Origin of the sequence: Pseudoruminococcus sp. (assembly GCF_047012705.1) — a bacterium.
GTDB lineage: Bacteria > Bacillota > Clostridia > Oscillospirales > Acutalibacteraceae > Pseudoruminococcus.
This window is the reverse complement of record NZ_JBKXNW010000004.1, coordinates 218978-232048: the sequence shown is the minus strand read 5'-3', so window position 1 is coordinate 232048 and position 13071 is coordinate 218978. Positions and strand designations below refer to the sequence as shown.

Annotated in this window: 15 protein-coding genes; 8 read left to right on the top strand and 7 right to left on the bottom strand. The window is 45.8% G+C overall.

Going from position 1 to position 13071, the window contains the following annotated elements:
- Positions 1 to 246 precede the first annotated feature (246 nt).
- The 7 genes from ACLU24_RS05830 to ACLU24_RS05800 form a co-directional block, all read right to left on the bottom strand.
- Entirely contained in the window at positions 247 to 1272 is a 1026-nt protein-coding gene (locus ACLU24_RS05830) for an AAA family ATPase (protein ID WP_412610969.1), read from the bottom strand.
- A 153-nt stretch (positions 1273 to 1425) separates the two neighbouring features.
- Positions 1426 to 1899: an RNA polymerase sigma factor gene (locus ACLU24_RS05825; RefSeq protein WP_412610968.1), complete on the bottom strand. Its 474-nt coding sequence runs from the start codon at positions 1897 to 1899 to the stop codon at positions 1426 to 1428.
- Between the two features lie 83 nt (positions 1900 to 1982).
- On the bottom strand, positions 1983 to 2408 hold the full coding sequence (locus ACLU24_RS05820; RefSeq protein WP_000323895.1) for an RNA polymerase sigma factor: 426 nt from the start codon (positions 2406 to 2408) through the stop codon (positions 1983 to 1985).
- 94 nt (positions 2409 to 2502) lie between these two features.
- Positions 2503 to 3015, bottom strand: a complete 513-nt coding sequence (locus ACLU24_RS05815; RefSeq protein ID WP_000241709.1) for a sigma-70 family RNA polymerase sigma factor — start codon at positions 3013 to 3015, stop codon at positions 2503 to 2505.
- Positions 3016 to 3611: 596 nt separating this feature from the next.
- Complete coding sequence (gene tet(40), locus ACLU24_RS05810) at positions 3612 to 4832, bottom strand: tetracycline efflux MFS transporter Tet(40) (protein ID WP_412610966.1); 1221 nt, start codon at positions 4830 to 4832, stop codon at positions 3612 to 3614.
- Positions 4833 to 4882: 50 nt separating this feature from the next.
- Complete coding sequence (gene tet(O) / locus ACLU24_RS05805) at positions 4883 to 6802, bottom strand: tetracycline resistance ribosomal protection protein Tet(O) (protein ID WP_412610964.1); 1920 nt, start codon at positions 6800 to 6802, stop codon at positions 4883 to 4885.
- Between the two features lie 366 nt (positions 6803 to 7168).
- Positions 7169 to 7543, bottom strand: a complete 375-nt coding sequence (locus tag ACLU24_RS05800; RefSeq protein ID WP_001129922.1) for a TnpV protein — start codon at positions 7541 to 7543, stop codon at positions 7169 to 7171.
- 132 nt (positions 7544 to 7675) lie between these two features.
- Between ACLU24_RS05800 and ACLU24_RS05795 the strand changes: the two genes are divergently transcribed.
- Genes ACLU24_RS05795 through ACLU24_RS05760 form a run of 8 tightly spaced genes read left to right on the top strand, consistent with a single transcriptional unit; the run spans position 7676 to position 13054 of the window.
- Positions 7676 to 7885 carry a hypothetical protein gene (locus ACLU24_RS05795; RefSeq protein ID WP_412610963.1) on the top strand — a complete coding sequence of 70 codons (210 nt, stop codon included), beginning with the start codon at positions 7676 to 7678 and terminating at the stop codon, positions 7883 to 7885.
- A 5-nt stretch (positions 7886 to 7890) separates the two neighbouring features.
- Positions 7891 to 8571, top strand: a complete 681-nt coding sequence (locus ACLU24_RS05790; RefSeq protein ID WP_412610962.1) for a class I SAM-dependent methyltransferase — start codon at positions 7891 to 7893, stop codon at positions 8569 to 8571.
- A gap of 21 nt (positions 8572 to 8592) precedes the next feature.
- Positions 8593 to 8871: a hypothetical protein gene (locus ACLU24_RS05785; RefSeq protein ID WP_412610960.1), complete on the top strand. Its 279-nt coding sequence runs from the start codon at positions 8593 to 8595 to the stop codon at positions 8869 to 8871.
- 34 nt (positions 8872 to 8905) lie between these two features.
- Positions 8906 to 9430, top strand: coding sequence for a class I SAM-dependent methyltransferase (locus ACLU24_RS05780; protein WP_412610958.1), 525 nt, complete (start codon positions 8906 to 8908; stop codon positions 9428 to 9430).
- A 13-nt stretch (positions 9431 to 9443) separates the two neighbouring features.
- Positions 9444 to 10688: a DUF6796 family protein gene (locus ACLU24_RS05775; protein WP_412610957.1), complete on the top strand. Its 1245-nt coding sequence runs from the start codon at positions 9444 to 9446 to the stop codon at positions 10686 to 10688.
- Positions 10689 to 10711: 23 nt separating this feature from the next.
- A complete protein-coding gene (locus tag ACLU24_RS05770) occupies positions 10712 to 11503 on the top strand; it encodes a class I SAM-dependent methyltransferase (protein WP_412610956.1) in 792 nt (263 codons plus the stop codon).
- A 44-nt stretch (positions 11504 to 11547) separates the two neighbouring features.
- Complete coding sequence (locus ACLU24_RS05765) at positions 11548 to 12171, top strand: class I SAM-dependent methyltransferase (protein ID WP_412610955.1); 624 nt, start codon at positions 11548 to 11550, stop codon at positions 12169 to 12171.
- Between the two features lie 19 nt (positions 12172 to 12190).
- Positions 12191 to 13054: an MBL fold metallo-hydrolase gene (locus ACLU24_RS05760; RefSeq protein WP_412610954.1), complete on the top strand. Its 864-nt coding sequence runs from the start codon at positions 12191 to 12193 to the stop codon at positions 13052 to 13054.
- Positions 13055 to 13071: the final 17 nt, after the last annotated feature.

The window sequence follows — 13071 nt, the reverse complement described above, 5'->3', positions numbered from 1 at the left end:
CTTTGCAGGGCAAAGTGTAGTGTGTTACACCCTGTAAACGCAGTCGGAAAAATCGGAGAGATTTTTCTGACCGCAGGGGTGGTTTTACACGCCCGAAAAGGGCGGGTGAATCCCACGCCTGCATTTTGCGTTTGCGGGGTGTTCTCCCGTAGGGATGACAGCGGCAGGGTATCCTAAAATCACTGTCACCACCGTCACTGCTGTCACCCGCAGGGCAGAGCCGCCAGCTTTACATGGCTTTAAGCGTCAATGACAGTAACAGGGGGGTATCCTAATATCGCTGTCACCACCATCACCGCTGTCACCCGCCCTCCTTGCAAGGGCAATCCGCCTGCCGTCTTTCCTGCGGCTGTACTGGTAGCAGATACGGTTCTCGCTTAAAAATGTGGTGCGGTATTCATTCAGCCATTTCGTAATCACCGTGGGTATGGTTTCCGTTTCCCCCATAGCGGCTAACAGTTCCGTTGCCGTGCCTGCCCATTCTTCCTTATCCCTCATAAAATCCACCAACCGAAAAAGGACATCTGGTATCGTTTCTTTCGCAAGCTGCTCCTGCGTTTTCCGCTCCACAAGCTCCCAACGGCAATCACGGAAACGCAGCGTGTATTCCTGATAAGGCGTGTCCCTGCCCGTCACATACAGCTTGGCGGTGTCAGATGCCCGTTTCTCCTTTTCCAGAACAAAGGTAGCGTCCGCACTCCCCGTTAAGCCTGTCGTCCCAGACACCTTGTTGAACACGTCGCTGTCATTCTGCTTTCGGATGTGGTGTACGACAATGACCGCCAGAGAGTGCCTGTCGGCAAAGTCTTTGATGAGGGAGATGTCCCCATAGTCGCTTGCATAGGCATTGTCTTTTGAAGCTGTACGGACTTTCTGCAAGGTATCAATGACAATGAGCCTGCTGTCTGGGTAATCTTTCAGATAATCTTCAAGCTGCACGATAAGACCGTCTGACAGCTTGCAGCTTGCCACGGCAAAGTGGAGCCGCCCGCTTGCTTCGTCCGTCAAACGGAACAGCCTGTCCTGTATGCGGCAGAACGTGTCCTCAAGGCAGAGGTAAAGCACATCGCCCTCCATTGTCGGCATATCCCATAAAGGGATTCCCTGTGACACGCATAAGCATAGCTTCAGCATGAGCCAGCTCTTGCCTATCTTCTGTGAGCCGCAGAACAGCGACAATCCTGTGGGAATAAGGCTGTCCACCACAAAGGACGGCTTCTCAAGCGGCTCATAAAGGAGCGTTTCGGCGTTGATTGTCTGTAACTTCTGCATGGGTTTCCTCCTTTCGGGCGGTGTTTTTGTTTTCGTTGCACATAGGCGTTGACCTCCTTAAAAATAGATTTACTCCCACGAAAAAAGTGAGAGTATGTAATGCCGCCAATCCCACACAAATAAAAAACAGATTTCTTTTTCGGGCGGTGTCGGTCACGGTTGGAGATACTTCCTCATTTCCGCCTTTACTTTCTCCTTTGCAATCGCAACAGATTTCTGTATTGCCGAAGCGGTGCAATGCTCCATAGCGGCGATTTGGTAAAAATTGAACTCATACTCGTAGTAGAGCAGGAAACGCCGCCTTTGTATCTCTGGCAGGCTCCCAACCGCCTTACAGAGCGTTTCATTCCGTTCTTCCTCAACCATGCGTTCATCAAGGCTCTTAGGCACACGCAACGCCCGTCTGTAAAGGGTTTCGTCCCATACCTCGTTAAACTCCCTGTGCCGCTCGTCCCATTGGAGAAGATTCCTGTTCCTGCGTTCCATCTGCCGAAACTCCATAAAGAACTGTTCCGACACTTCCAACTCGTGGGATTTGCCCTGCCCGTCCTTAAAGCTGATAAAATACCTTGTGCCGCTTTCCGTGGATTCCTCCCGAAGCGTGTATGCCTTAACCCTGTATGCCATCCTGTTGTCCTCCTGCAAAAAATGAGTGAGGGGATTTCCATCCCTCACCCAGTAGCCCGCAGGATGGCAGGCTGTTTTAGAAGCTATAAAATTTTCCGCAGCTTCTTCCGCAGATGGTCTAACCTCGCATAGATGGCACCAGTCGTCAAATGCACAAGCGGGGCAATCTCCTTTGTGGAATACCCCTGCATTTTCAGCAGGACGATTTTCAAGGTACGCCCGTCCACCGTGACTAATACTTGATAGAGATTTTCGCTCTCAATCTCTTCCAGTAACTCCGCAACCGTACCCACTTCCGCCTGCCGCTCCCTGCCTGCCATGTCCTCAAGATATTCCGCAACGTCATTCGTCCATCGGTAAAACCGCCTGTTGGAATTGAAGTCTGCCCTGTCCGCCATGCGTATCTGCTCAATGGTCGCTTCATCAACGCCGCACTCACGCAGCAGCTTTTCCTCCGCTTCTTTCCAGATACGCCATTTCCTGTCCTCCCGTCCGTGGTTGTATGCCATTCTTACTTCCTCCAATCAGAATTGATTGAGAGGGCAGAGAAAAGCCCCCTCATCTTCCCAAAGGAAAAAACAAGGGGGCTGAACGCCTTAAATTTTAATTTTCTATTATCTTTCTTAGTTTTATTAGGATTCTGGCTTTGCGTTTGTTTACAACGCTCTGGGTTATGCCCAACCTCGCCCCGACTTCACGCTCGGAAAGTCCGTCAAAAAAGATTGCCTGTATCAGCTCCTGTTCACTATCCGACAGCAAAGGCAGGGCGGCTTTCAGCCTGTCCACCATGACCGCATTGACAACGGTTTCTGCAATGTCCACCGCTTCATCAGTGATAAAGTCCAGAGGATTCCCCTCGCTGTCCGTAAATCCGTCGAGAGATAGCAGTCTATTCTTTGTATCTAATTTTTGCAGATAACGCCACCGTTCCTTGTCACGGTAGAAGTCTGTGTATTGCTCCCTCACGACTTCAAGCAGACAGCCTTGAATGGGGATAAACAGCTTGTCCATATAGGTCTGGTCGGATTCCCTGCAACGGCAGAACTCCGTGTAGGATAATTCCACATAGCCGCCACTTTCTCTGATATATACCTTTCTTGGTGCATATTTCACCATAAATACCTCCCATCTGAATTTTTGAAATGTAAAAAATCCAGATGGAGAGGCGGAGAACGACACCGCATATCAGAAACAGCCCTACGGCACTTTCCAACAAAAATCGACAAAAGAAAAACCGCAAAGGCTCTGTGACCTTTACGGTTATAGGAAATAGTAATTCTGTTGTATAGAGATTGTACTTCTACTTTCAAGGTGAGAAGTACCGCTGCACTGGCAGAAATTTTTTTAACTGGTTTCCTGCCGTTCTCTGATATGCTATGTATTGATAAATTTTGCTTCGTATGAGCAGATAGATAACTGCCCGAAAAAAGGACATAAAAAAATCCCTCCAAATTTAAAAACAAATTCAGAGGGTAATTTAGGGTATAACAAAATAACCCACCCGAATATCGTTTTTTTTATTTGGTGAGTTTGTTCTTTCAAATACGAAACAAATGCTCATGTACGGTAAAGTATCACAAGAAAATTATGTCGAATTGACAGCCGCCTCCGCTATACCGAATAAGGAAATAAAGAGTCCTCAAATTTTGCGCTACTAAATGAAGACGAGCGGAAGTAATCTCCCGCTCGTCAGTAAACTTAACTATGCCATATCAATCCCGCTTCTTTCCCGCCACCGGCACTAAGAACAGCGCGGGCAACAGCAGGAAAGCGGTACAGACCAGCCCCCAGGGTATGGACACCTGCTGGGCTACCAGCCCCACAATAGGCCCGCCGATGATCTGCCCGAAAGAGTCCAGCTGTCCGCTGGTGGAAAAGACTGTGGCGCGCATTTTCTCATCCACATGGTCGTTCATCCAGGCGGCCAGCACAGGCTCCTTGATGGTGCGCATAAGCCCCGCCAGCAGGAACACCAACAACATGAACCAAAAGCTCCGCCCCACCGCGAAGAGAACCAGGCACAGGATATACCCGGCGCTGGTGGACATGACCACACTGGTTCGGCTGACAGTCCCTTTTTTCTCCATGCGGGCGATGAGCAACTGAGAAGCCAGAATACCTAAGCCGCTGCCGATAAGACTGATAACACCGAACCAAGTGACGCTGTTCAGCGGCCCGATAACGGGTATTACCGTGTCATCCAGAAAATGAGCGGTGGAGAGCCGGTCAAAGCCTTCACTGGCAAGTCCCCCGCATAGTGTGATTGCTAAGAGCGCCAGCAACACAGGTGCGCCTTTCACAAAGCCCAGGTTGAGCTTGAACAGGCAGACAAAGTCTTTAAGCAAGCCCTGCCGTTCCTCAATAGCAGGGGAGAAGTTGGTTTCTGGCATGATGCGAACCAACACCAGCCCCAACAACAAGCACAAACTGCCCCCCAAGATGACAGGCATTTGCAGGTTTATGTTTCCCAGCAGTGTGCCCAGCACCACGCCCAGAACGCCGCCGATTTGCCCCATTTGACTGCCCCGCAGGAACACCTTGTCTATGGGTTTGTCCTCTTCCTCCGAGGCAATCCACGCCTCCAGAGCGCCGGTGATGAAGGTATCACCGCAACCCCAGACAACCTGGGCCAGCAGAACCGGCGCGAACCACGGTAGCGCACCCTCCATCAGAAAGCCCAGGCCGTAGAGGAACATTCCAATCAGCACCGAGCGCCGACGGCTATACAAATCCGCCACCACACCGGTGGGTATCTCGAACAGAAAGCAGGAGGTCTCCTGAACCGTCCCTACCAGGACAAGCTGGAAAGCATCCAGCTGCACCACCTCCAGGTGGTACACGATGGAAAGCACTGTGGACATAGAAACCGCCAGGGAACAGACAAATCGGAACAGCAGGTAGACAGAATATGCCTTTGAATTTTTAGCAAACATGAAGTTACATTCTCCTTTCAAATCTCATTTTATATGACTTTTGCAAGCTGTTAAGCTAACTTGTGGAACATATGCCGAACCTTATCTATACGGCTATTCGGGCGGCGGGGTTGGCAAATAAATTTACCAATAGCTGGCTGGTATCCTTTTAACTCTGTCAAGCAGACTCCCTGCCCATTTGTGAAATAAGTTAAATCGTTCCTGTATTCTTGAATACATCTAGCAGGGATTTCTCCTTTCAGAATGACCTCGTCATTCTTTATCTGAGTACTTACAATATCTGCACAATACCTTGGAGCATCATGATACGCCCGTGAGAGATATTCCTGCGGTGCATAAATTTCAAAGTGGAGATATGGCTCTAATAGTTCTGTCCCTGCTTTTTTTAAAGCCTGCTCCAATACGATAGGGGAAAGCAGCCGAAAGTCTGCGGGGGTACTTACAGGACTATAATACAATCCATATTCAAAACAGATTTTACAGTCTGTCACTTTCCATCCATACAGCCCCTGCTCGCAGCCATAAAGAACCCCCTCCATAACCGCATTTTGGAACGATTGATTTAAATATCCAAGTGAAACTCTGCTTTCATACTGCACTCCGCTTCCAATAGGGAGCGGCTCTATGGACAACCCGACAGAAGCCCAGAAAGGATTTGGCGGGACTTCTATGTGGATGGTATATTCTGCTTTTCTAAGCGGTCTTTCCATATATATAACAGTAGGCTCTTTTATTTCTGCCTCCACATGATATTTTTCCTCAAGGATGGCACAAATGACTTCCATCTGCACATTCCCCAAAAAAGATAACATAATCTCATGTGTAACAGTATCAATGTCAAAATGCAAAAGAGGGTCTGTATCAGCAATCTCTGCGAGGGCATTTAACAGGGCTTCCCTTTGCTCCGGCTTTTGCGGCTCTACCGTTGTCCGAAGTAATGGCATGGGATTATCAATCCATGTTTTGTGAGGCAGGAGTTTTTCATTTCCCAGAATGTCGTTCAGTTTCAAAGTATCATCAGCTAAAATAACAATTTCTCCCGGACAGGCATGGTCAGCCGGGACGATTTCACCATTTGACGGAACACACATCTCTGTGATTTTTATTTTCTCTTTTTCAGATATTCTAATAACATCCCTCAAATGCAATGTTCCGCTATATATACGCACATAAACAAAACGCCGCCTTTTCTCTGAATATTCAATCTTAAAAACCTGCCCGCATAGTTCAGATTGACCTTCAGGCGTTGATGAATAAAACTTACTGGCAATCACTTCTATAAGCTGCCGAATCCCCAGATTGTTTTTAGCGCTTCCGTGATAAACGGGAAATAACGTTCCGTTTTGGAATCTCCTGTTTTCTTCCTGTTCCAGTTCTGACATTTTAAACGGTTTCCCTGACATATATTTCTCTAATAGTTCATCGTTTCCCATAATTACCGCATCCCACTGTTCCATATCGTCATTGTCCGTTACATTTATATGGGGATGCTGCCCAACCTTTTGCTTCACTATAATTTCCGAAGAAAGCTTTGCTTTCATTTCCCGATATACCATTGGCAAATCAATCCCCTCTTGGTCAATTTTATTGATGAAAAAAATTGTCGGAATCTTCATTGTCTGTAGTGCATGAAACAGTATACGGGTCTGTGCCTGTATGCCATCCTTTGCAGAAACTAATAATACTGCTCCGTCTAATACGGATAAAGAACGGTATACTTCCGCCAAAAAATCCATATGGCCTGGCGTATCTATAATGTTGACTTTTACATCCTCCCACTGAAAAGATGTCACTGCTGTCTGGATAGTGATTCCCCTTTGACGCTCCAAATTCATTGTATCTGTCCTTGTTGTGCCTTTATCTACGCTCCCTGGTTCTGCAATTGCACCACTGGTATACAATAAACTCTCCGTTAATGTTGTCTTTCCTGCGTCAACGTGAGCCAGAATGCCTAAGTTAATTATTTTCATGTGATTTTCCTCCTATCAACACCCAAAAAAGGGCATAAAAATACCCAGTGATAAATACTCCTATCACTGGGTAAATAACTCCAATAGCCCCAAAACACTTATATGTTTTCGGGCATATAAAATTACATGATAAAAGTATTCTTAAACTGGGTACAAAAAACTAAGCCCCATATTAAAAGTGAAACGGGACTGCTACTTTTTGTTCCCACTATCAAATTGACAGTTTATTTAAGAATACCTTGCCGCATATTTATTAACTCCTTGTATAATACTGAATCTAATTATATTCCTTAACCCTTTATTTGTCAAGCTGACAAACTAAAGCAGAAAAAGCGGCAGGATTTCCCCCTGCCACTAATCATCTGTTTATGCAAAAATAATTTCCTTTTCCACAATCTCCCTCGCACAAGCCCTTATGTTATTGAGGCATCCTGTCCATTCTAAGGCGTTTTCTGCCTTTAGCTGTTCCGTTATGCCCTGTGCCTGTTTCATACCCTCTATGAGCCTTTCAAAGCGTTCCTGTGCCTGTCTGTTGATGTCGGCAAGGTAGGCGTTTAGCCTGCCGCTTGTAAGAAGATTGGTGTATGTAACTTTACGGTACTGTTTTAGATAATCTAAATGCCGTTGCCCCCAGATGCCTATTGCCTGTTCTTCTTCGGCGGGTACAGTTAAGCACGGTATCAAATAATCCCCTTGCCTTTCGTATTTGCCGCCCAGTTCCTCAAATAATGATTTTGCCATTGTCTGTTACCTCCACATTCTTTTTTATTTTGAATGTCCGCAAAATCCGTCCTACATCTGATGATCGGTCTGTGGAATGGTGTCAGGGATTTTCCTGAAGCATATTTGCAGGCTCTCCTGTTTCTGGAGATAATGAACTGGTATGACGGCATTGTGATAGATCGTCTATGGGTAGGACACAGCAAATTCTGGATCATACCCAAAGCGGAGAATATCCCCTTTGTACAGACATGGAAACAGGTTCTTAAAAAGCGTGGTATTCTGACATTGATATGGATAATCGGAGCAGCAGTTGTTGCCGCACTGGATGTATTGATATTTGGTATTATTGTGAAAGGGTGAATGGTATGTCAAGAAGGGACGAAATCAAATCAGCATATAAAAATCTTGGTAAGGCACATAGCTTTTATGACGGGATGATGACAGGCACAAGCTTTTTCGGCAGGATCATTCTGAAAAATGTCTGGTGCATGACGAAGGAGGATGCTCTTGAATATCAGGCGGCAGCATTTGAAGCAATACCGAAGGATTTTTCGGGCAGCTTGTTGGAAGTCCCTGTTGGAACAGGTGTACTGTCAATGCCTGTCTGGAAAACACTTCCCGATGCAGAAATAACCTGTCTTGACTATTCGGAAAAAATGATGCAGTCTGCACAGGAAAGAGCGGATGAGATGCAGATAAAAAATATCCGCTTTATGCAGGGAGATGTGGGCAAGCTGCCGTTTGAGGATGAGAGCTTTGACTGTGTTGTATCGCTGAATGGCTTTCACGCCTTTCCCGATAAAGAGGCGGCTTACGGTGAATCATATCGTGTGCTGAAAAAGGGCGGTATTTTCTGTGGCTGTTTTTATGTAGAAAGAAGCTGCCCGAAAACGGATAAAATGATACAGCGGTTTTATATCAAAAGCGGCTTTTTCACTCCTCCGTTTGAAAATGCCGCCGGCCTTCAGTCCCGTCTGTCAAGGATGTACAGCACTGCGACAGTCGGGAATGTAAAAAGCATCGCGTGGTTTCAGTGTATCAAATAAACAGCGAAAGAGTGCATGATAATGGAAAAATACCATATTGAAAGAAACACCGTACAGGAAACACTCATCATTCCTCTTTACGGCAGAAAGGTTTGCAGCGAAAAATTCCCTGAGCTTTTCAGCGATCCGGAGAGCGAGCGCATTATTAATATGCTGGATTACGATTTTTCAGCAAAGTCCAAAAAAATGTACAGCACAGCAGGTCTTTATGGTGCTTTAGAGGTCGCACAGCGCCAGTATGATCTGATGTGCGAGGTGCGTGATCACCTGAAAGAGCATCCGGGGGGCGGCTGTCGTTAATCTTGGCTGTGGTCTGGACGCAACCTTTCGTCAGTTGGATAACGGATCGTGCCGGGGCTATAATCTTGACTTCCCTGATGTGATCAAAATCAGGAATGATCTGCTTCCGGCAGGAGATCGTGAGAAAAACATTCCCTGCGATCTGAATGATACATCCTGGTTCGATGAGATCGACGGTACGAACGGTGCTGTATTTTTTGCCGCAGGAGTATTTTATTATTTCCGGACTGAAGATGCCATACGGCTGTTCGACAAAATGGCGGAGCATTTTCCGGGCGGTGTTTTAGTGTTTGATGCCTGCAATAAGCGTGGTGTTAAGCTGATGCTGAAAACATGGATCAAGGAAGCGGACATCAAGGATGTGGGAGCATATTTTGCGGTAAAGGATGCAGAAAAGGAGCTTCTGCAAAAAAGCAGTCATTTTGCAGAAGTGTCACACAAAAGCTATATGCGTGGATATCGGAATATTGACAAGTCCATCCGACCGCTGTACCGCTTACTCAATACCATGTGTGACCGTCTGATCAATATGCAGATCGTGAAGATAAGATTCAGATAAAAGGGCAAGGATAATGAACAGAGGGTTGAATTTTGACCGAAAAAAACACTGTATGTACCCCAAAGCAATGGGAAAGAAAATCAGAGAGAAGCTGATCACTGACTTCGGAAAAACAGTCGGTGATCAGCTTTGGGAGAAAACAAGACTGAAATACGCAGAGCTGCTGTCGGATGCTCCGTCTATGAAGGGAACACCGCATTCTGCAGGAGCTTATACAGCGATACTGTTCTTCGCCTATTACAGCATTCTGCCGGAAAAGCTATCCATAGAAGCACTCGAACCTTTCACCAATGAATTATTTATGGGCAGCTTTAAAACAATGGGAAAGCTTTTCAATATGAACAGGAAAGCGGATCTTTGCCTGCTTGCCGGAATAATGAAAAGCGTCGGCAAAAAGGATGCGGCATCCATCAGAAAAAATCCTGACGGATTTATCAATGTGCAGACACCATTTGATAAGGAAAACGGAATCATCCGTTACAAATTCACTCAATGCCCCAATGCAGAATTTGCAAAAAAGCACGGCTTTGAAGATATAATGCCCCTGCTTTGCAATACTGACTATTATGGTATGGATCAGCTTCATGCCTGCCTGATACGCACCTCAAATTGCGTAAAGGGGAGCTTTTGCGACTTCTGCATTGTGGCAGATCAGAATCCACTTGCCGACAAATACGAAAGGATACGGGATTCAAGGTATCTCGGTGTATCGGACGAGAGGATATTCTGGTCGGCTTTGCTGGGTACGATCGGGATACCGCTTGAATGTATGAGCTGGTTTGGTATTTATCGTCTGATGTCGGAGCGTTCCCCTCGTCATGCTCATGCCTACCGTGCCGGAATTTTCGGCTGTATGCTTTTCGGTGTATGTGTTCATGTAACCTGCTGTGCGGCTGTGTACCATTATAACAAGATATACAGGCTTCTGCCTGATACAGCTTTTGATGAATTGAAGCACTTTGCCCTCTTGTTTCTTCTGGCGTCAACTGTGCTGTTTATTATCTTTTTCGGTATAGCCATCGGCGTTCAGATCAGTGCCTTTGTAAAAGAAAAAACACCCTATCCGAAATGGTGTTGGATCTTTACTCTCCTGTTCGGAGCGGCAGTAATTGTTATCTGCAAGCTAATAGGTGATTTCCCTCTGACAAACGCACTCTCAACAGGCTGGATCAGTCTGGGAAATATCTGGATGATGGGCGGTCTGCTTGTTATGATGCCAAAAGTGGAGAAAACAGAGTTTGAAATAAAATCGAAATAATCAATCAAAGGAGCTGATCAGATATGAAACCTGATTACAAAAACTGGATGCCAAAAGGTATGGTGCTGGGCTTTTTATGCGGAGCAGTCATTTGCCTGATACTTTTTCTGATATTTGGTCTTTTGCCTATACTGTCGCAAGGAATACCGAAAACGATCCTTTTTATCGTATTTCTGTTATTGACTGTTGTGCTGACAGGTGTGACGATATGGATGTACCTCATGTACAGAGCCTTTTCCTACAACGGAAAAAGGCAGATGTCACGAACTATAATCGAAGGCACAGCCGCATATATCACCATACCAAAAGGCGGAAAAGGGCTTGATGTAGGTTGCGGCAGCGGTGCTTTGACGATTGCGGCAGCAAAAAGAAATCCCGATGCACAGATCATCGGAATTGACCGTTGGGGTAAGGAATATGCGTCCTTCAGCAAAGCTCTGTGTGAAAGCAACGCAAAGGCAGAGAATGCAGCAAATGTACAGTTTCAGCCGGGGAATGCTTTGAAGCTTGACTTTCCTGATGAAAGCTTTGATGCCGTGATGAGCAATTATGTGTATCATAATATTCCGAGTAATGACAGGCAGGCTATTCTCCTTGAAACGCTTCGTGTTCTGAAAAAAGGCGGCTGCTTTGCCATACACGATATAATGTCACAGTCAAAGTACGGCGATATGCAGTCCTTTGTCAAAAAGCTGAAAAGCATGGGCTATGAAAGAGTAGAACTGATCGACACAACAGACGGAAAATTCATGTCACCCTTTGAAGCAAAATGGATGGCACTTTCCGGGTCGGCTATACTGGTGGGGAGAAAATAAAGATATGAAAAAAACAAAAATATTTTTGGAGGGAAAGAAACATTATGGGACTTTTTAAGAACTACATCAATCAGACAAGGAAGCCGGAAGGGTTTCTCGGAAAAATGATGATAAAGGGAATGAATTCCGGTCATGCAAAAATGGCAGACTGGGGTATGAGTTATCTCAAGGTAACCGATCCGAAGGAAATACTGGATATTGGCTGCGGCGGCGGAAGAAATGCGGCAGAGCTTCTCAAAAGATATCCTGATTCTAAGGTTACTGCTATCGACTACTCACCTCTGTCCGTGGAGCAGGCAACGGCTTATAACAAGGAGGCAATATCAGCAGGACGGTGTATTGTACAGCAGGGAGATGTTTCTTCTCTGCCTCTTGACGATGGTATATATGACCTTGCGACGGCATTTGAAACGATTTACTTCTGGCAGGGACTTGAGAAATGCTTTTCGGAGGTTTTCAGAGTATTGAAACCGTCCGGCTGTTTTATGATCGTCAACGAATCCGACGGACTTGATGAAAACAGCAAAAAATACGAGAAAATGATAGATGGCATGAAGCTGTATACCGCTGAGGATATTGAAAAAGCTTTGAAAAGCGCAGACTTTTCAGCAGTAAATACCGACCATCACGAGAGTAAGCCGTGGATTACAGTATTGGCACAAAAATAGTCGGGAGGAAAGAACTGATATGGCAAGAAAGGATTCGGAAAATCAGAAGAAATCAATGGGTGCTATGTTTCGTGGGAGAGCGATATTCAAGCCCCTGAACACAGGAAGAATAGATGAGTATGTGACCTGTGTACGGGAATGGGTAGCCAATATTTTTTTCTATACAAAGAATGGCACAACCATAATGATCGATGCCGGATACAACTATGAACGTCTTGCAGAAAAGATGGAATGGCTTGATATTGATCCTGCATCAATTCAGCATATTCTCATCACTCATCAGGATACAGATCATGTGGGAGCATTGGAGCAGGACAGTGAATTGTTGTTTCGTGACGCAACGGTTTATATCGGAGAGATAGAAAACCGCTATCTGACAGGTGAAGTCAGAAGAAAGGTCTTTCACGGACTGTACAAGCTGCCGATGGTCAAAACAGATAATCGTAAGGTGCTGCTTAAGGACGGAGAGATCATTAACATAGATAGCATCAAGATAGAGTGTATTTTAGTTCCCGGTCACACATGGGGACATATGGTCTATCTGATCGATGACACATACCTCTTTACAGGAGATACGATATGGTTCGGTGCGGACGGCGGTTACAGCTTTTTAGGCACTCTTGCGGAGGATAACAAGCTTTCTGTCAACTCGCTTGAAAAGCTTGAAACAAATATCCGTTCAAGGAATCACCGCATAGTAGTTATAACAGGACATACCGGCTGGACAGATGATCCGGACTTTGCCTTTGCGCACAGACAGGAAATTTGCAAACCCTTTACAAAGCGTTACCATGATCCGAAAGCTCCATACGATGGTTATGATGAAAGCGATGATACAAGGGAAAAAGCCCGGACACAGCTGCTTCTGAAACAAAATGCATAGCTTCTTTGTGAGGTGCA